The 17,775-nt window shown below is 68.4% G+C and carries 14 protein-coding genes; 5 read left to right on the forward strand and 9 right to left on the reverse strand.

The window, feature by feature from the left end; translation table 11 throughout:
• Positions 1-3: 3 nt before the first annotated feature.
• Entirely contained in the window at positions 4-1,092 is a 1,089-nt protein-coding gene (locus BO996_RS11110) for a tartrate dehydrogenase (protein ID WP_071954760.1), read from the reverse strand.
• A gap of 130 nt (positions 1,093-1,222) precedes the next feature.
• Between BO996_RS11110 and BO996_RS11115 the strand changes: the two genes are divergently transcribed.
• Positions 1,223-2,137, forward strand: coding sequence for a LysR substrate-binding domain-containing protein (locus BO996_RS11115; RefSeq protein ID WP_170962064.1), 915 nt, complete (start codon positions 1,223-1,225; stop codon positions 2,135-2,137).
• A 25-nt stretch (positions 2,138-2,162) separates the two neighbouring features.
• Here BO996_RS11115 and BO996_RS11120 read toward each other — a convergent pair whose 3' ends face one another.
• The 3 genes from BO996_RS11120 to BO996_RS11130 all read right to left on the reverse strand — a co-directional run bounded on the left by BO996_RS11120 (position 2,163) and on the right by BO996_RS11130 (position 4,330).
• On the reverse strand, positions 2,163-2,609 hold the full coding sequence (locus tag BO996_RS11120) for a GatB/YqeY domain-containing protein (protein WP_012204282.1): 447 nt from the start codon (positions 2,607-2,609) through the stop codon (positions 2,163-2,165).
• Between the two features lie 122 nt (positions 2,610-2,731).
• Positions 2,732-2,944, reverse strand: a complete 213-nt coding sequence (rpsU, locus tag BO996_RS11125; protein WP_012204283.1) for a 30S ribosomal protein S21 — start codon at positions 2,942-2,944, stop codon at positions 2,732-2,734.
• Positions 2,945-3,109: 165 nt separating this feature from the next.
• Positions 3,110-4,330 carry an NAD(P)/FAD-dependent oxidoreductase gene (locus tag BO996_RS11130; RefSeq protein WP_013803480.1) on the reverse strand — a complete coding sequence of 407 codons (1,221 nt, stop codon included), beginning with the start codon at positions 4,328-4,330 and terminating at the stop codon, positions 3,110-3,112.
• A 69-nt stretch (positions 4,331-4,399) separates the two neighbouring features.
• Between BO996_RS11130 and BO996_RS11135 the strand changes: the two genes are divergently transcribed.
• Entirely contained in the window at positions 4,400-4,903 is a 504-nt protein-coding gene (locus tag BO996_RS11135) for an acyl-CoA thioesterase (RefSeq protein ID WP_013803479.1), read from the forward strand.
• Here BO996_RS11135 and BO996_RS11140 read toward each other — a convergent pair.
• From BO996_RS11140 to BO996_RS11160, 5 genes are all read right to left on the reverse strand, one after another.
• Positions 4,890-7,829, reverse strand: a complete 2,940-nt coding sequence (locus BO996_RS11140; RefSeq protein WP_071954761.1) for an ATP-binding protein — start codon at positions 7,827-7,829, stop codon at positions 4,890-4,892. The genes BO996_RS11135 and BO996_RS11140 overlap by 14 nt on opposite strands.
• A 251-nt stretch (positions 7,830-8,080) precedes the next feature.
• Positions 8,081-8,893 (reverse strand): uroporphyrinogen-III C-methyltransferase, encoded by an 813-nt coding sequence (gene cobA / locus BO996_RS11145; RefSeq protein WP_013803477.1) that lies wholly within the window; start codon positions 8,891-8,893, stop codon positions 8,081-8,083.
• A 27-nt stretch (positions 8,894-8,920) separates the two neighbouring features.
• Positions 8,921-9,835: a DNA-binding protein YbiB gene (gene ybiB, locus BO996_RS11150; RefSeq protein WP_047218711.1), complete on the reverse strand. Its 915-nt coding sequence runs from the start codon at positions 9,833-9,835 to the stop codon at positions 8,921-8,923.
• A gap of 98 nt (positions 9,836-9,933) precedes the next feature.
• Positions 9,934-12,771, reverse strand: a complete 2,838-nt coding sequence (locus BO996_RS11155; protein ID WP_071954762.1) for a nitrate reductase — start codon at positions 12,769-12,771, stop codon at positions 9,934-9,936.
• Positions 12,772-12,815: 44 nt separating this feature from the next.
• Positions 12,816-14,087 carry an NAD(P)/FAD-dependent oxidoreductase gene (locus BO996_RS11160; protein WP_083571140.1) on the reverse strand — a complete coding sequence of 424 codons (1,272 nt, stop codon included), beginning with the start codon at positions 14,085-14,087 and terminating at the stop codon, positions 12,816-12,818.
• A gap of 414 nt (positions 14,088-14,501) precedes the next feature.
• Here BO996_RS11160 and BO996_RS11165 point away from each other — a divergent pair, with 414 nt between their 5' ends.
• The 3 genes from BO996_RS11165 to BO996_RS11175 all read left to right on the forward strand — a co-directional run bounded on the left by BO996_RS11165 (position 14,502) and on the right by BO996_RS11175 (position 17,764).
• Entirely contained in the window at positions 14,502-16,229 is a 1,728-nt protein-coding gene (locus BO996_RS11165; protein ID WP_071954763.1) for a methyl-accepting chemotaxis protein, read from the forward strand.
• Between the two features lie 130 nt (positions 16,230-16,359).
• Positions 16,360-17,013 carry a DUF937 domain-containing protein gene (locus BO996_RS11170; RefSeq protein WP_071954764.1) on the forward strand — a complete coding sequence of 218 codons (654 nt, stop codon included), beginning with the start codon at positions 16,360-16,362 and terminating at the stop codon, positions 17,011-17,013.
• A gap of 310 nt (positions 17,014-17,323) precedes the next feature.
• Positions 17,324-17,764 carry a CBS domain-containing protein gene (locus tag BO996_RS11175; protein ID WP_012204294.1) on the forward strand — a complete coding sequence of 147 codons (441 nt, stop codon included), beginning with the start codon at positions 17,324-17,326 and terminating at the stop codon, positions 17,762-17,764.
• Positions 17,765-17,775: the final 11 nt, after the last annotated feature.

A 17,775-nucleotide genomic window follows, 5' to 3' on the forward strand; every position in this document is an offset into this window, starting at 1 on the left:
GGCCTACTTGCCCGCGATCTGCGCCGCGATGGCCTGGCCCACTTCGGTGGTGCTGGCCGTGCCGCCCAGGTCGGGCGTGCGGGGGCCGCTCCTGATGACTTCCTCGATGGCCGAGACGATGGCGTCGTGCGCCGCGCGGCCTGCGCCCTGGCCGTGGGTCAGGAAGTCCAGCATCAGCGCTGCCGACCAGACCATGGCGATGGGGTTGGCGATGTTCTTGCCATAGATGTCGGGGGCCGAGCCGTGCACGGGCTCGAACAGGCTGGGGAAGCTGCGGTCGGGGTTGAGGTTGGCCGAGGGGGCCAGGCCGATGGTGCCCGTGGTGGCCGGGCCCAGGTCGCTGAGGATGTCGCCGAACAGGTTGGTGGCGGCCACCACGTCGAAGCGGCCCGGCTGCAGCACGAAGCGCGCGGTCAGGATGTCGATGTGCTGCTTGTCCAGCGTGACGTCCGGGTAGGCCTTGGCCACGTCCTCGGCGCGCTGGTCCCACCAGGGCATGCTGATGGCGATGCCGTTGCTCTTGGTGGCCAGGGTGACGTGCTTGCGCTCGCGGCTTTGGGCCAGGTCGAAGGCGTACTTGAGCAGGCGCTCGGCACCCTTGCGCGAGTAGACCGATTCCTGGATCACGATCTCGCGGTCCGTGCCCTCGTACATGATGCCGCCCAGCGAGGTGTATTCGCCTTCGGTGTTCTCGCGCACCACGTAGTAGTCGATGTCGCCGGGCTTGCGGCCGGCCAGCGGGCAGGGCACGCCCTCGAACAGGCGCACGGGGCGCAGGTTGATGTACTGGTCGAACTCGCGGCGGAACTTGAGCAGCGAGCCCCACAGCGAGACATGGTCGGGCACGGTGGCGGGCCAGCCCACCGCACCGAAGAAGATGGCGTCCATGCCGCAGAGCTGCGCCTTCCAGTCGTCGGGCATCATTTTTCCGTGGGCCAGGTAGTAGTCGCAGTGGGCCCAGTCGAAATGGTGGAATTCGAGCTTGATCGCAAAGCGGCTGGCGGCGGCCTCCAGCGTGCGCAGGCCTTCGGGCATGACTTCCTTGCCAATGCCGTCACCGGCGATGACGGCGATCTTGAATGTGTCTTGCATGGTGTCTGTCCTTGGATCGAATGGATGGATATGAAGCGGCGCCGCTGACAGCCTGGCCGCATGCATGGCATTGTTGGCTGCGCCAGGGCTAAATACAATCGGCCAACTGTGGTTCCATTGTTTACAGATCGTGAATAAACAACCGGCTCCCGAAGACCTGCGTGTCTTCACCGTGGTGGCCCGCAAATCCGGCTTTGCCGCTGCGGCCGAGGAATTGGGTGCATCGCCCGCCTATGTGAGCAAGCGCATCCGCCTGCTGGAGCAGGAGTTGGGCGTGAAGCTGCTGCACCGCACCACGCGCCGCGTGGCCGTGACCGAGGAGGGCGAGCGCGTATTCCACTGGGCGCAGCGCATCCTCGACGACATGGACCAACTGATGCAGGAGGTGGCCATTACGCGCAGCGAGCCGCGCGGCCTGCTGCGCGTGAGCAGCAGCTTCGGCTTCGGGCGGCATGTGATCGCGCCGGCGCTGTCCCGACTGGTGGAGCGCCATCCGGGGCTGCAGGTGCGGCTGGATGTGTTCGACCGGCTGGTGGATGTGGCGGGGGAGGGCTTCGATCTGGATGTGCGCGTGGGCGACGAGATTGCGCCCCACCTGATTGCGCGGCGGCTGGCCGACAACCACCGCGTGCTGTGCGCGGCGCCTGCTTACCTGGCGCGCCGTGGCACGCCGCGCACGCCGGCCGAGCTGTCGGCCCACGACTGCCTGGCCATCAAGGAGCGCGACCAGGCCTTTGGCGTGTGGCGGCTGCGCGCGGGCGCCGCCGAGCAATCGGTGAAGGTCACGGGGCCGCTGTCGGCCAACAACGGGGAGATGGTGGTGCAGTGGGCCGTGGACGGGCGCGGCATTGCGCTGCGCTCGTTGTGGGATGTGGGCGCCCATCTGCAGGCCGGGCGCCTGGTGCAGCTGCTGCCCGAATGGCGGCAGGAGGCCAATGTCTGGGCGGTCTATCCGACGCGGCTGCAGCTGTCGGCCAAGGTGCGTGTCTGTGTCGAATTCCTGCAGGAGCACTTTCAGCAGGAATGGGCGGCAGCAGCGTCCTGAAAAGGGCGCGGCTGCCGCAGCAGGCTCAACCTGCCAGGGCGGCCTTGACGGCAGCGGACACCTGGCCCATGTCGGCCTTGCCAGCCAGTTGCGCCTTGACCGCGCCCATGACCTTGCCCATGTCGCCGGGGCCGGAGGCGCCCAGCTCGGCCACGATGGCCTTCACGGCGGTGGCCACTTCCTCGGCCGACATGCGTGCGGGCAGGTAGGCGGTCAGCACGGCCATTTCGGCCTTTTCCTTGTCGGCCAGGTCCTGGCGGCCCGCGCCCTCGAAGGCGGCAATGCTGTCCTTGCGCTGCTTGATCAGCTTGTCCACGATGGCGATGACGGCGGCGTCGTCGAGCTCGACGCGCTCATCGACTTCCTTTTGCTTCATCGCGGCCAGCAGCAGGCGGATGGTGCCCAGGCGTTCGCTGTCCTTGGCGCGCATGGCGGTCTTCATGTCTTCGGTGATCTGGGCCTTGAGGCTCATGGCATTTCTCCTGAGGTAGTGGCGTCGGAAAACAAAAACCAAAAAACAAAAACAAAAAACCCGCGCCTGGCGTCCCGAGCGCGGGTTTTGCGGCTGACGAGAGCCGGCTGGTCAAGAGCTGATCAGTACAGCTTCTTGGGCAGCTGCATGCTGCGAACGCGCTTGTAGTGACGCTTGACGGCGGCAGCCTTCTTGCGCTTGCGCTCGGATGTGGGCTTCTCGTAGAACTCGCGAGCGCGCAGGTCGGTCAGCAGGCCGAGCTTTTCGATGGTGCGCTTGAAGCGGCGCAGGGCAACTTCATAGGGCTCGTTTTCTTTTACGCGGATGGTGGTCATTAGCTAGATTTCCAGATATCTGTGCTGACAGCGGGTTCTCGGGAAGATCGGGCCTGAGAGCCATGTGCAGCGGTTGGTCCCCGTCAATAGTTAACTAGTATTGGCCGACGGGGCAATTGCCAGCAAAGCGGGCGATTATACGCGAGACGAAAGCGATCTGACAAATCACGCACAAGGCAAGGCCTGCGCGCACGCATACCCGCTGGCCCAGGCCCATTGGAAGTTGTATCCGCCCAGCCAGCCGGTGATGTCCACCACTTCGCCGATGCAGTACAGGCCGGGCTGGGTCTTGCATTCCATGGTCTGTTGCGAAAGCGCACGCGTGTCCACGCCGCCCAGCGTCACTTCGGCCTTCTTGTAGCCTTCGGTGCCGGTGGGCACGATCTCCCAGCGCGACAGGCGCTCGGCCAGCTGGTTCAGGGCCTTGTCCGAGGCTTCGGCAATGGGGCGCTGCCAGGCCGCGTCCTGCTGCACCCAGGCATCGGCCAGGCGCGAGGGCAGCCACTGCGCCAGTTCGTTGGCGATGAGCTTGCGCGAGCGCGACTTGGCCTTGAGCAATTCGTCCTGCAGGTCCACCTCGGGGGCGAGGTTGATGCACAGGGGCGTGCCGGGCTTCCAGTAGCTCGAGATCTGCAGCACGGCGGGGCCGGACAGGCCGCGGTGCGTGAACAGCAGGTCTTCCATGAAGGCCATGCGTTCCTTCTTGCTGCCGGTGCTGATCTCGACCGGAAGGGCCAGGCCGGCGAGCTGGGCGTAGGGTGCCCAGGCATCGCCATCGAAGGTCAGCGGCACCAGGCCCGGAGTGCGCTCGACCAGGGGCAGGTCGAACTGCTGGGCCAGGCGGTAGCCGAAGTCGGTGGCGCCGATCTTGGGAATGGACAGCCCGCCCGTGGCGATGACCAGGCTGGGCGCCTGCACGGCGCCACGGCTGGTCTGCAGGCGGTACTGGCCATCCGCATGCGCGACGGAATCGACCTTGCAGGGCTGCCAGCGCTGCACGCCGCCGGCCTGGCATTCGGCCAGCAGCATGGCGATGATGTCCTCGGCCGAGCGGTCGGCGAACAGCTGGCCCTTGTGCTTTTCATGGTGGGCAATGCCGTGCCTGTCCATCAGCGCGATGAAGTCGGCCGGCGTGTAGCGCGACAGGGCCGAGCGGCAGAACTGCGGGTTGCCGCCCACGAAGTGCTTGTGCGGCGCACGCACGTCCAGGTCGCGGTTGGTGAAGTTGCAACGGCCGCCGCCCGAGATGCGGATCTTCTCGGCCACCTTCTCCGCGTGGTCCAGGAGCAGCACCGACAGGCCCCGCTGTCCGGCCTGGGCCGCACAGAACAGACCGGCCGCGCCGGCGCCGATGACGATGGCGTCGAAAGAGAGGGAAGAGGTCACAAAAACGTCACTCGGGGGGCAAAAGGGCGCCCATTCTCGCGCAATGGCGCTTTTTCCTAAAATCCAATGATGAATTTCCCATCGCACCAGCTGAGCATGACCGTGCTCATGTCGCCCGACATGGCGAACTTTTCGGGCAACGTCCATGGCGGCGCCGTTCTCAAGCAGCTCGACCAGGTGGCCTATGCCTGCGCCAGCCGCTACGCGGGCCGCTATGTGGTCACGCTGAGCGTGGACCAGGTGATGTTCCTGCAGCCCATCCACGTGGGCGAGCTGGTGACCTTCCTGGCCAGCGTCAACCACACGGGCAAGTCGTCGATGGAGATCGGCATCAAGGTGGTGGCCGAGGACATCCGCACCCAGGTGGTGCGCCATGTCAACAGCTGCTTTTTCACCATGGTGGCGGTGGACGAGAACAAGCAGCCTGCGCCCGTGCCCACGCTGGTGCCGGCCACCGACGAGGAAAAGCGCCGCTGGCAGGCCGCGCTGATCCGCAAGGACCTGCGCCGCGAGCTGGCCCAGCGCTTCGAGCAAAGCCGCGTGACGGCCAGCAGCTCGGTCAAGCCGGGCTGAGCGTGGAGGGTGCGGCCGGTGGCCGATGCCAGGTGCCGGGCGCGCTGCCCTGCAACTCGTCCCGCACCTGCTCGATGACGCGCCTGAGGTCTTCCATGGAGGCCGGCTTGGACAGCACCTCGTCGGCACCGGCCTGCAGGTAGCGCAGGGCTTCGGAGGCCTCGGGGCTGGCGGTCAGCGCAATCACGCGGCAGCGGCGCAGCTGGTTTTCGGCTTCCCGCCGACGCAGGCGCCGGATGAACTCGAAGCCGTCCATGATCGGCATGCGGCCGTCGGTGATGATGAGATCAAAGGACTCGACCAGGCAACGCGCCCAGGCCTCCTGCCCATCGCCGGCCAGCGAGATGCCGTGGCCCAGCGCGGTGAGCTGGCTCTTGAGCAGCTCGCGATTGAACATATAGTCTTCCACGGCCAGGATTCTGAGTTCGGGCTCGGCCGGGACTTCGGGCAGGGGCTCGGTGCCTGTATCGGCCTTTGCACGCAGCTCCAGGGGCGCGGGCATGAGCCGGGGCAATACTTCTTCGGCCGACGGCCTGTCGTCCGGCTCCACCAGGGGCAGGCTCAACCTGACCGTGAAGCGTGAGCCCCGGCCCGGCACGCTCTCCAGGGTGATGGTCCCCCCCATGTGCTCCAGCAGGCGGCGCGTGATGCTCAGGCCCAGGCCGCTGCCGAAGGCCTGGTCCTGATGGGTGCCCGGCACCTGCGAAAAGGGCTTGAACAGCCGGGCCTGGTCCTGCGGCGCAATGCCGATGCCGGTGTCCTCCACCTCCATCTGCAGCAGCAGGCGGTCATGGCGGCGGGTGCCCTGCGCGCGCAGGGTGACGCTGCCGCGTTCGGTGAATTTGATGGCATTGCTCAGCAGGTTGAACAGCACCTGCTTGAGGTGCAGCGGGTCGGCCGTCACGCTGTGGTCCACGCCCTTGCCAACCTGGGTGCGCAGCGACAGCCGCTTGCCGTGCGCCAGGCCCTGCAGCAGCGGGGCCATGTCTTCGATCAGCGGCCGCAGCGCCACGGGCTGGGGCGTGGAGTCGATGTGGCCCGACTCGATGCGGTGCAGGTCCAGCACATTGCCCAGCAGCAGCAGCATGCCCTGGGAGGCCTTGTGGGCCGCGGCCAGCGTATCGCGGTGGGGCAGGCCGAGTTTTTCGCGGTCCTGCGCCAGCTCCAGCAGGCCGATGATGGCGCTCAGCGGCGTGCGTATCTCGTGGCTGGTGGTGGACAGGAACAGGCTTTTGGCCCGGTTGGCGGCCTCGGCGCGCCGCTCGGCACGGCGCGTCCTGCGCATCTGGCGGCTCAGGTAAAAGCCCCAGACCAGGGAGGTGGCCGTGGCCAGCGCCAGCGCTGCCAGCAGCAGCAGCAGGCGCTGGCGGTGCTCGCGCCAAAAGCGCGTGCCGCTGCCGCTATCGCGCGGCGCCCACAGGCGCACGATTTCGGCCATTTCTTCGGGTGAGATGGACAGCTGGGCCTTCTCCAGAATGCTCAGAAGCTCGGGCTCGGCGGCATGCACGGCCAGGCTCACGGGGCGGGTGTAGTCCTCCAGGATGCCGGTGAGCTGCAACTGGTTGCCCAATTGCTGGGCGTTGGCATAGCGCGCTGCGTAGTCGTTGCCGACGAAGGCATCGCTGTCATCGGCCGCCACGCTGGCCAGGGCCTGCGCCAGGTCGGGATACAGCTGCAGCCGTATGCGCGGATGCTCGCGGCGCACCGTGTCCTCCAGGAAGAAGCCAGCCACCATGGCCACGCGCTTGCCCTCCAGTCCCTGCAGGTGGTGTATGCCCTTGTCGCGCTGTGTGCCCGCGTTCGCCTCGGGCCGGGCCAGCACCACCACCGCGCTGCGCAGGTAGGGCGGCAGAAGCTTGATATCGGGCGATGCAATCGGCGGCGAGGTGTAGACGGGGGTGAGCAGGGCCTTGCCCGAGCCCAGAATGGCCTCGAGTTCGTTGTAGTTGCGTGCGGTCACGTAGTCGAACTGCAGGCCGGAGCGGTGGCTGATCAGGTCCAGGTAGTCGGGTCCTATGCCCTCGGCCTGGCGGTCGGCATTCAGCTTTCCCAGCGATCCCAGCGAGCTGTTGAGCACCACGGGAATGCGGGGATGGGCATCCAGCCACTGCTTTTCCGAGGGTGTCAGGGCCACGCGGTCGCTTCCCAGCAGCGGACGGCGGCTGCCGGTCCAGCTGTGCAGAATGTCGTCGCCATGCTGCAAGGTGATGGTGGGCAGGGCCTGGTCCAGATAGGCCTTCAACTGCGTATCGTCATGCCGCACCAGCATGCCGAAGCCTCGGCTCTCTATGGGGGCAAAGCCCTGCACGCGCAGGTTGAGCAGGTAGTTGGCCTGGATCAGGTAGTGCACCGTGACCGTGTCGCCGACGAAGCCGTCGATCTCGCCCAGGCTCAGCGCCTCCAGCGCGCGGCGGGGTGTTTCATAGGTCAGCAGCTCGCTGAGAGGATAGGCGGCCGCAACCTGGGAGCGCAGCAGCTGGTTGGGCGTCATGGCCAGCCGCGCGCCCCGGCGCTCCGCGTCGAAGGGCGCATGCGAGAGCGACACCAGCACGGGCTGGCTGGGCAGGTAGGGCACGCTCAGGGCCAGGTCGGCGCGTTCGGCCTCCAGCTCGGTGCCCTCGCAGGCCAGGTCGATCTCGCCGCGCCGCAGCGCATCGAGCACGGCCACGCGCGATCCATAGGTCTTGAAGCGCACCGGTGCGGGAAACAGCAGTCCCAGGTGGTCGGCCGTGATGCCCTGGAAGCGCTCGCCATCGATCATTTCCAGGGGAGGATGGTCGGGCAGGGAAATGCCCACGGTCAGCGGCCCGCGCGCCTGCAGCCACTGGCGGTGCGCGGGTGTGAGCCAGGGCTTTGCAGCGGCCGTGACGCGCGTGGCCAGCACCATTTCGGCGCCTGCAGCCAGGCCGGGCATGAGCAGGGCCATGCCAAGCGCGCAGCCGGCCAGCAGCGGCGACCACGTGCGCCGCCATGCGGACAGCCGTATCTGCGCAGCTGTGGAAGTGAAAGTAAGGCCTGGTGTTTTCATGGAATCCCCCGATGGCGCTACCGCCGCCTGGCGGAGCTGACGGTCTGCCAAAACGGTCTAAACGCCGTTTCGGCAGCCAACAGGGGATTTTTAATGAAAACTAATGACTTTTATGAATCGATAGATTTTTGATTGCAGCAATCTCGCACTCAGGCGGCTGCAACCGCAGCGGTGAGCTGCGTCTGAGGTTCGGCCATTGCCCGTACGCCATGGACCACATCGCCAACGACGATGACGCTGGGGCTGCCCAGCCCCGTGTCGGCAATGCACTCCACCAGCGCGCCCAGCGTGGTCAGCGCGTGGCGCTGTTGTGGCAGGCTGGCGTGCTGGATCACGGCCACGGGCGTGGCTGCGGGCAGGCCATTGAGCAGCTCGGCGCGGATGTGCTCCACGCTGCTCACGCCCATGTAGATCACCAGGGTGAGCCGCGCATCGCGTGCGGTGGCGGCCAGCTGGCGCCAGTCGGTGCCGCTGTCGCCGGGCTTGGCGTGGCCCGTGATGAAGACCACGCCGTGCGCGCGGTCGCGGTGCGTGAGCGGGGCGCCCAGGCTGGTGAGCCCGGCCAGGCCAGCGGTGATGCCGTTGATGACCTGGACCTCGACGCCCGCTTCGCGCAGGTGCTCCACCTCTTCGCCGCCGCGCCCGAAGATGAAGGGATCGCCGCCCTTCAGGCGCACCACGGTCTCGCCCTCCTGCACGGCGCTCAGCATGAGCTTTTCGATGAAGGCCTGGGGCGTGCTCTTGCAGCCGCCGCGCTTGCCCACGTAGACGATGCGCGCCGTGGGCGCGGCATGGGCCACGATGGCGTCGCTGACCAGGTCATCGACCAGCAGCACGGTGGCAGCCTGTATGGCCTTGAGGGCCTTGATGGTCAGCAGCTCCGGGTCGCCGGGGCCGGCGCCGACCAGGGTGCAGGTGCCGCGCCGGGCGGTGTTCGCGGGGGTGTGGGACGGGGTCGTCATGGCGGGGCTCCGTTTTTTCTGGGGTATTCAGCGAATCTGATCGGCAAGGTGGACGATGTGTTCCACCTGGCGTGTGAGCGCGGGCGGCACGGGCAGCCGGCCCGCGAGCACGTCTTCGGTGTAGCGCGCCGTGGTGTCCACGTCGATCTCGGCGGGCAGGCCCGGCACGTCGGAGGCGGTGCCGCTTTGCTGCTCGGCCAGCAGCTGGTGGGCGCCTGCCACAAAGCCGTCGTAGCGCGGCAGCCGGCGCGGGTCGGCCGCGACCTCGCCTTCCAGCCCGCGCGAGAGCAGGACATTCATGCCCAGTGTCCCGAAGGTGCCGTGCAGCATGGGCAGGTACTCGGGATGGGTGTAGGCCGTCACCAGCAGGGAGGGGCCGTCGCAGGGCGCCAGCAGCTTGACCACGCTGTGGCCCGGGTTGCGCAGGCCGATGACCTCGCGCACGGACAGCAGGCGCGCCAGGGCCGGGTGCAGATGTTCGGTATGGATATGGGCCACCTGGCCGCCGGCCAGGGCCTGGGGAGATGGCAGCGGCGCAATGCCCAGGGCCTGCAGCACATCGCTGGCCAGGATGCGGCGCGCCTCGGTGCGCATGCCGTGCAGCAGCACGGGCAGGCCTTCGCGTGACAGCAGCAGGGCCAGCAGGGGGGTGAGCACGGGCAGGCGGCGCGCGCCGTTGTAGCTGGGCAGCACGATCACGGGGCGGCCATTGGCCGAGGCGGGAAAACGGGCGACGCGCGCATGCACGGCGTCCAGGAAGCCGCTCATCTCCTCGACGGTCTCGCCCTTGATGCGCATGGCGATGCAAAAGGCCCCGATCTCCAGGTCGCTGACGCCGCCGTCCAGCACCTGGCCGAACAGGTCGGCCGCCTGCGGGCGCTCCAGCGCCTTGGCTCCGCGTGCGCCGCGGCCTATTTCCTTGATGTATTGGCTGATGCCCATGGCGTTGCAATCGTGGGTGGAATCCTGTGGGGGCATATTTTCCCGCAGGTTTCATTACTTTTCGCTATATATGCAAACCCGTTGTTCAATCGCCTCTTTCATGCGGACTCCTGGCTCTCCGCCAGGGGTATGTGGCGCACCAGGCGCTTGAGCTCGGGCAGGCAGGAGCCGCAATTGGTGCCGCAGCGCAACTGGCCCTGCAGCGCTGCCAGGCGCGCGTCGTCGCTGCCCTCGCAGCGCGCAAGCGCGCCTGCGATGGTGGTCTCGTCCACATCGAAGCAGGTACAGACCTGGCGCGCACGCGGCTGGATGGCCAGCGGCGCCGAGCCCGAGGGCATGAGCAGCAGGCGGCCATAGTCCTGTGCCGGCATCTGGTCCTGCAGCAGGGTGGACAGCCAGCTGCCCGCGCGCGTGTCGCCCGCCAGCAGCAGGGCCTCGACCGTGGTGGACAGGCTGTGGCGGTCCAGTCGCAGCGCGCGGCTGTGCTGGCGGCGGCGGTCGGTGTAGCGCAGGGTGTCGGCGGCATCCAGGCCCAACAGGGATTCGATCCGTGCGAGGACGGCCTCGCCCGGCGCCTCATGCGCGGCGGCGCGCAGCAGCACGCCGTGCCGGGCCCGGGCGGCGTCCTGCAGCGGGACGGCATTGCCGAAGGGCACGCAGCTGGCAAAGCCGAAGTGCGGCATGAGGGCGGACAACTGCTCGCGCACGGCCAGCACCCGGTCCTCGGGCAGCCAGGCCATGGCCAGCAGGGTCCAGGGCAGTTCGGCCTTTTGCAGCTTCACGGCCGTGTGCTTGAGTTCGGGCTGCTTGGAGCCGGGGCAGAAGGCCGGTGTGGTCAGGGCGTTGATGCCGCCCATTGAAGTGCCGCCCAGGTACTCGCCGCCCCAGTGCATGGCCATGAAGAGCTGGGAGGGCGTCAGCGTGTCATCGGGCTGCACCGGCACCAGCAGGGCGCCGCGCCGGCTGCTCATCTGCACCAGGTCGCCCGCGCGCAGGCCGCGCTCGGCCATGTCCCGCGGGTGCATTTGCAGGCAGGGCTCGGCCGCATGGCCGAACAAACGGCCCAGCTGGCCCGTGCGGCTCATGCCGTGCCACTGGTCGCGCAGCCGGCCCGTGGTCAGGCTGAAGGGGTAGTGCGCATCGGGCGGCTCGGCCAGCGGATGCCAGGGCAGCAGGGCAAAGCGTGCGCGGCCATCGGGCGTGGGAAAGCGGCCGTCTTCGTAGAGCCGTGCGCGGCCCTGGGCTGCGCCTTCGGGCAGCGGCCATTGCTGGGGGCCTTGCGCGTCCAGCAGATCCCAGGACAGGCCGGTGATGTCCAGGTCACGCCCGCGCGTGCTCTCGCGGTGCTCGTTCCAGATGGCCTGGGCGCCGGCAGCGGCGTCTTCGGTGTCGTAGGGGAAGAGGCTGGGCCGGCCCGGGCGCAGCCGTGCCTCCATGCGCCGCGCGCAGTCCACGGCAATGCGCCAGTCATGGCGCGCGGCACCGGGTGCGGCCACGGCGGGGCGCACGCGCGAGATGCGCCTTTCGCTGTTGGTCACCGTGCCGATCTTCTCGCCCCAGGTGGTGGCGGGCAGCAGCAGGTCGGCGTAGGCGCAGGTGGCGGTGGTGGCAAAGGCCTCCTGCACGATGACGAATTCGGCCCGCTGCAGCGCGCGCCGCACCAGGGCCTGGTCGGGCATGCTTTGCGCAGGGTTGGTGCAGGCTATCCACAGCGCGCGGATCTCGCCCTCGGCGGCGGCCTCGAACATCTCCACGGCGGTCTTGCCGGGGCGGGGCGGCACGGCGTCCACGCCCCACAGTGCGGCCACTTCGGCGCGGTGGGCCGGGTTGGCCAGGTCGCGGTGGGCCGACAGCAGGTTGGCCAGCCCGCCCACCTCGCGCCCGCCCATGGCATTGGGCTGGCCCGTGAGCGAAAACGGCCCCGCGCCCGCGCGCCCGATCTGGCCCGTGGCCAGGTGCAGGCCGATCAGCGCGGCGTTCTTGGCCGTGCCGTTGCTGCTCTGGTTCAGGCCCTGGCAGTACAGGCTGAGCGTTGCGCCACGGGCGGCGCCGTCGCGTGCATCCCCGCCCAGCGCAAACCATTGCGCGGCCTGGAACAGATCGTGCCGGGGCAGGCCGCAGAGATCGCCCACGCGCTCGGGCGTGGCCTCCCGCACCAGGGCCTGCAGGTCGGCAAAGCCGCTGGTGTGGCGTGCGATGTAGGCCTGGTCCAGCCAGCCTTCCAGTTCCATGATGTGCAGCATGCCGTGGAACAGCAGGGTGTCGCTGCCGGGGCGCAGCGGCAGGAAGAGGTCGGCCATGCCGGCCGTGTCGGTGCGGCGCGGGTCGGCCACGATGATCTTCATCTGCGGCCGCGCGGCACGCGCCTGCTCGATGCGTCGCGTGAGCACGGGATGCGCCCAGGCCGCGTTGCTGCCCGCGATGAAAAGGCAGTCCGCATGGTCCACATCCTCGTAGCAGGCCGGTGGCGCGTCGGCGCCCAGCGTGAGCTTGTAGCCGGCCACGGCGCTGCTCATGCACAGGCGCGAATTGGTGTCGATGTTGTTGGTGCCGATCAGGCCCTTGGCCAGCTTGTTGAAGACGTAGTAGTCCTCGGTCAGCAACTGGCCGCTCACATACAGGCCCACGGCGTCGGGGCCGTGCTCCTGCACGATGGAGGCCAGCCTGCCGGCGGCCAGGTCCAGTGCGGCATCCCAGCCCACATCCTGGGGCGCCGCGCCGCGCGTGGCGCGCAGCGCGGGCTGCAGCAGCCGCGTCTGCTGTGCCAGGGCAGGCGAGGCCGTCAGGTGCAGGGTGCTGCCCTTGGTGCACAGGCGGCCGTGGTTGGCGGGGTGCGCCGGATCGCCACGCACGCCCGTGATGCGCGCACCATCGCTTTCGATGAGGACGCCGCAGCCTACGCCGCAATAGGGGCAGGTGGATCGGGTTTCTTGCATGGTGGGCCTGGGGTGGATGAGGGAGGGGCAGGGCACGGGCGCCGTCACGCGCCGCTGGCCGGGTCGGTCTGATTGGCCTTGCTGGCCTGGCCTGCTTGACTTTCGCCGAACATGAGGCGGTCGCGCAGTTCCTGCACTGCCACGCCATCGCGCAACAGGCGGAAGTACCAGCCACCGTCCTCGGTGTCGCCATACAGGCAGGCGCCGACCAGCCTGTCACCGCGCAGCACAAGCTTGCGGTACACGCCCGCGCCGGGGTCGCTGAGCACGATTTCCTCCGTGCCCTCGTCGCCGCGGAAGTCGCCCGCGCTGAACAGATGGATGCCCGTGACCTTGAGCTTGGCCGAGGTCTGCGAGCCCGGATAGCGGCCGATGCCCATCTCCGCCAGGTGGTTGGCCAGCACCTTGCCCTGCTCGAACAGCGGCGCCACCAGCCCGTAGGCCACGCCCCGGTGCGCTGCGCACTCGCCCACGGCGTAGATGCGCGGGTCGGTCACGGTCTGCAGCGTGTCGCTAACCACGATGCCGCGCTGCACGTGCAGGTGCATCTGCTCGGCCAGCGTGGTCTCGGGCCGGATGCCCACGGCCATGACCACCAGCGAGGCCGGTGCCTCGCGCCCGTCCTGCAGGTGCACGCAGGCCACGCGGCCCTGGCCGTCGCCCGTCAGCGCCCGGGTCTGGGCTTGCATCAGAAAGCGCATGCCGCGCTCGGCCAGCGAGGCCTGCAGCATGGCGGCGGCGGTCTCGTCGAGCTGGCGGTCCAGCAGGCGCTCGCCCGCATGCACCACGGTAACGTCCATGCCGCGCTTCATGAGTCCGTTGGCGGCCTCCAGGCCCAGCAGGCCGCCGCCGATGACCACGGCATGGCGGTGGCTGGCGGCCGCCGCGATCATGGCCTGGGTGTCGGCAATGTCGCGGTAGCCCAGCACGCCTTCCAGCTCGCGCCCGGGCACGGGCAGCATGAAGGGGCGCGAGCCCGTGGCCAGGATCAGCCGGTCGTACTCGGCGCTCACCGGCTGTCCGGCCGCGTCCACGGCGTGCACCACGCGGCGCGCCCGGTCGACTGCGTGCACGCGGCAGCCCGCATGCAGGGTAATGCCGTGCTGCGCATACCAGGACCAGTCGTTGAGGATGATCTCGTCCAGCTGCTGCTCGCCCGCCAGCACGGGCGACAGCATGATGCGGTTGTAGTTGGGGTGGGGCTCGGCCCCGAATACCGTGATCTCGTACAGGTCGGGCGCGATCTTGAGCAGCTCCTCCAGCGTGCGCACGCCGGCCATGCCGTTGCCCACCATCACCAGCCTGGATTTTTTCATCGTGCCCCCGTTGCGGTTCGGAAAACAAAAAAAGCGTCCCCACGCTGCGCGGCCGATGGCTGCGCGCGGGGTGACGCCTTTGTCCCGGGCCATGGCACGTCGTTGCGCCTGGCCCTGCGGCCCTTCATGGCCACGCCCGGGATTTAGCAAGCTGCGTGCCAGGCCTGCTGCCCTGTGGCGACTGATCGCCCGGGGACGCGAGCCCGCGCGGCCGTGCCAGGCTGGTGCGCCGCATGCATCAAAGCGGTGCGCGTGCTATCGATACGGTCCTATCAGATGTCTGAATCCAATGGAGGTTTTGTTTTTATTTGTTTCAAATGGGGCGGTTCGGGGTAAAAACTTTGAACTCCGGCCAGCGGCTCGCTGGGCCGGATGGGGCACGCAGGATTTTTCTTCTTCAAGGGAGGGATGCCTATGAGAGTTAATCTGCCGGTCAGTACGCGCGAGTACTCGTTTCCCAAGGGCCAGACCCTGGTCTCCACCACGGACCTGAAGGGCCGCATCCTCTACTGCAACCCGATGTTCATCGAGGTCAGCGGCTACGAGCGCGAAGACCTGCTGGGCCAGCCCCACAACATGATCCGCCACCCCGACATGCCCGAGGAAGCCTTCCGCGACATGTGGGAGACCATCTCGGCGGGCCTGCCCTGGTCCGCCCCCGTGAAGAACCGGCGCAAGAACGGCGACTTCTACTGGGTCATGGCCAATGTCACCCCGCTGATGGAGGGCGACCGGCCCTCGGGCTACATGTCGGTGCGCACCGAGGCCACGCGCGAGCAGACGGATGCGGCCGAGCGCCTCTACGCCACCATGCGCGCCGAAAAGGACGCCGGGCGCCGGGTGCACGTGCTGCGTGCCGGCCACCTGCTGCGCAACAACCTGCGCGGCCGCCTGGCCAACGCATTGAGCCTGGGCCTGGCCGGCAAGCTGGTGCTGATCTTCTTCATGGTGGTGGCGGCGGCCTTTGGCGCGGCGCTGGCCGGTGGGCATACGCTGGACGCATGGTCTGCGCTGGCCTGGCTGGGGGTCTGCATCTTCACGGGCCTGGCCGGGGCCTGGGCCTACCGGCTGACCGTGGCGCCGCTGGCGCAGATGGTGCTGCTGGCCAACCGCCTGGCGGCCGGCGACCTGACGCAGACCATACGCATCACGCGCAAGGACGTGGTGGGCGATCTGCAGAAGGCGTTGAGCCAGCTCAACGTGAACCTGCTGTCCATCGTGCGCGATGCGCGCGAGGAAAGCGACAAGATGCAGATCTCCAGCCGGGAAATCGCGCAGGGCAACCATGACCTGTCCGCGCGCACCGAAACCCAGGCGGGCAACCTGCAGCAGACGGCGGCCTCCATGGAGGAGATCACGGGCACCGTCAAGCACACGGCCGACTCGGCCCGCCAGGCCACGGACCTGGCCGCCCAGGCCAGCGAGGTGGCCGAACGCAGCAGCGGCGCCGTCGATGGGGTGGCCGCCACCATGAAGCAGATCCAGGCCGCGTCGGGGCGCATCGGCGAGATCACGCAGCTCATCGACTCCATCGCCTTCCAGACCAATATCCTGGCGCTGAACGCTGCCGTGGAGGCCGCGCGCGCAGGCGACCAGGGCCGGGGCTTTGCGGTCGTGGCGGCCGAGGTACGCAGCCTCTCGCAGCGCACGCTGGCGGCGGCCAAGGAGATCCGCGAGCTCATCGACGACTCCGCCGCCAAGGTGCTGGACGGCAACCAGAGGACCGAGGTGGCGCAGAAGACCATGATCGAATCGCTGGATCTGGTGCGGCGCGTGAGCCTGCTGATCGGTGAGATCCACAGCGCCTCCAGCGAGCAGCTCAGCGGCATCTCGCAGGTCAATGCGGCCGTGGCGCATCTGGACAGCATCACGCAGCAGAATGCGGCCCTGGTCGAGCAGAACGCGGCATCGGCCATGGCCTTGCAGGCCCAGGCGCAGACCGTGTCGGAAACCGTGCAGGTTTTCCGGCTGGACGCCACGGGCCGCTCGCCTGCCGCAGCGGGCGATGCCGTGGCCCTGCGCCGGTCCATGAAGGCCCAGGCACAGAGCCCGGCAGGCGGCCAGGCACGTAGCCAGGTGCAGAGCCCGCCACAGATGCGGCAGGCGCGCGCGCAGCCGCAGAGGGTGCTGACCACGACCTGACCCCTGCGGGTTCCTGCGGCCGCTGGAAAACATCGTTGACACTTGGACGTGGCGCCGTCATGTGCGCTGCGCAGGCTTGCGCATACCATGTGGTTTTGTGTTGACCGGGCGACCGGATGAAGGAACGACCATGAACTCCAGCTCTTCCCTGGCCGCCGAACTGATGGCCCAACTGCAGGGCGCGCCCATGCAGCAGATGGCGGACCAGATCGGCGCCAGCCCCGCCCAGACCGAAAGCGCGGTGGGCGCGGCCCTGCCCGTGCTGCTGGCCTCGCTGGGCCGCAATGCGGCCGATCCGCAGGGCGCGGCCAATCTCTTCGGCGCGCTGCAGCGCGACCATGGCGCGGCCAGCGGCGGCGCCGGTGACGGCCTGGACCTCGGCGGCCTGCTGGGCTCGCTGCTGGGTGGCGGCGCAGGCGCGGGCGGCAATGCAGGTGGCGGGCTCGATGGCGCGGCCATCCTGGGCCACATCCTGGGCGGCAACCAGCAGCGCGCGCAGGACGGACTGGGCCAGGCCACGGGCCTGGGCAGCGGCGGCGCGGCCCAGCTGCTGCAGCTGCTGGCCCCCATCGTCATGTCCTTTCTTGCACAGCGCGTGAGCGCAGGCGGCATGGATGCCGGCGGCCTGGGCCAGGTGCTGGGCCGCGAGCATGCGCAGGCCCAGCAGCAGGGCGGCCTGGGTGGTGGTTTGCTGGGCAGCCTGCTCGATCAGGATGGCGACGGCCAGGTAGGTCTCAGCGATCTGATGAAGATTGGTGGCAGCCTGCTGGGCGGCCGCCGCTGAAATGATGCAACACCCCCTGAGCCGCTTCGCGGCTTCCCGTTGCACGGCGCCCCCTCTCTCGCTTCGCGGGAGGGGGACGACGCCGTCGGCTAGGCGCCCCCGCCGCGAGGCGGCTCTTGCTCGGCGTCCCTGGCTTAGGTAGCGCCAGTCGTATGCGCTGCAGGCGGCTCTATTGCAGGACTAACGGATAGGTTGGGATCAGGGTAACGGGCAGGGCCGGTGCGTGTGCATACACGCGCTGGCCCTGTTGCTTTTTGGGCGCAGTTCGGATGACACTAGAACCGAATTGGCGAACGACTGAAAGGCACCCATGACAGCAGTTGCAGACATTCTCAAGTCCAAGGCCAGCGGCGCGGTGTACAGCATCGCGCCTACCGATTCCGTGCTCGACGCGCTGCGGCTCATGGCCGACAAGGGCATTGGCGCCCTGCTCGTGATGGAGGGCAGCGAGATCGCAGGCATCGTCACCGAGCGCGACTACGCGCGCAAGATCGCGCTGCTGGGGCGCACTTCGGGCGCCACCCTGGTGCGCGACGTGATGACGCGCGACGTGCTCTTCGTCGGCCCCACCCAGACCACGCAGGAATGCATGGCGGTGATGACCGAGAACCGGCTGCGCCACCTGCCCGTGGTGGACGAGGGCGGCAAGCTGCTGGGCCTGATCTCCATCGGAGACCTGGTCAAGGACATCATCTCCGAGCAGAAGTTCATCATCGAGCAGCTGGAGCACTACATCTCGGGCCGGCACTGAGCCGGGGCCCG

Source organism: Delftia sp. HK171 (assembly GCF_001886655.1).
GTDB classification, from domain to species: Bacteria; Pseudomonadota; Gammaproteobacteria; order Burkholderiales; family Burkholderiaceae_C; genus Comamonas; species Comamonas acidovorans.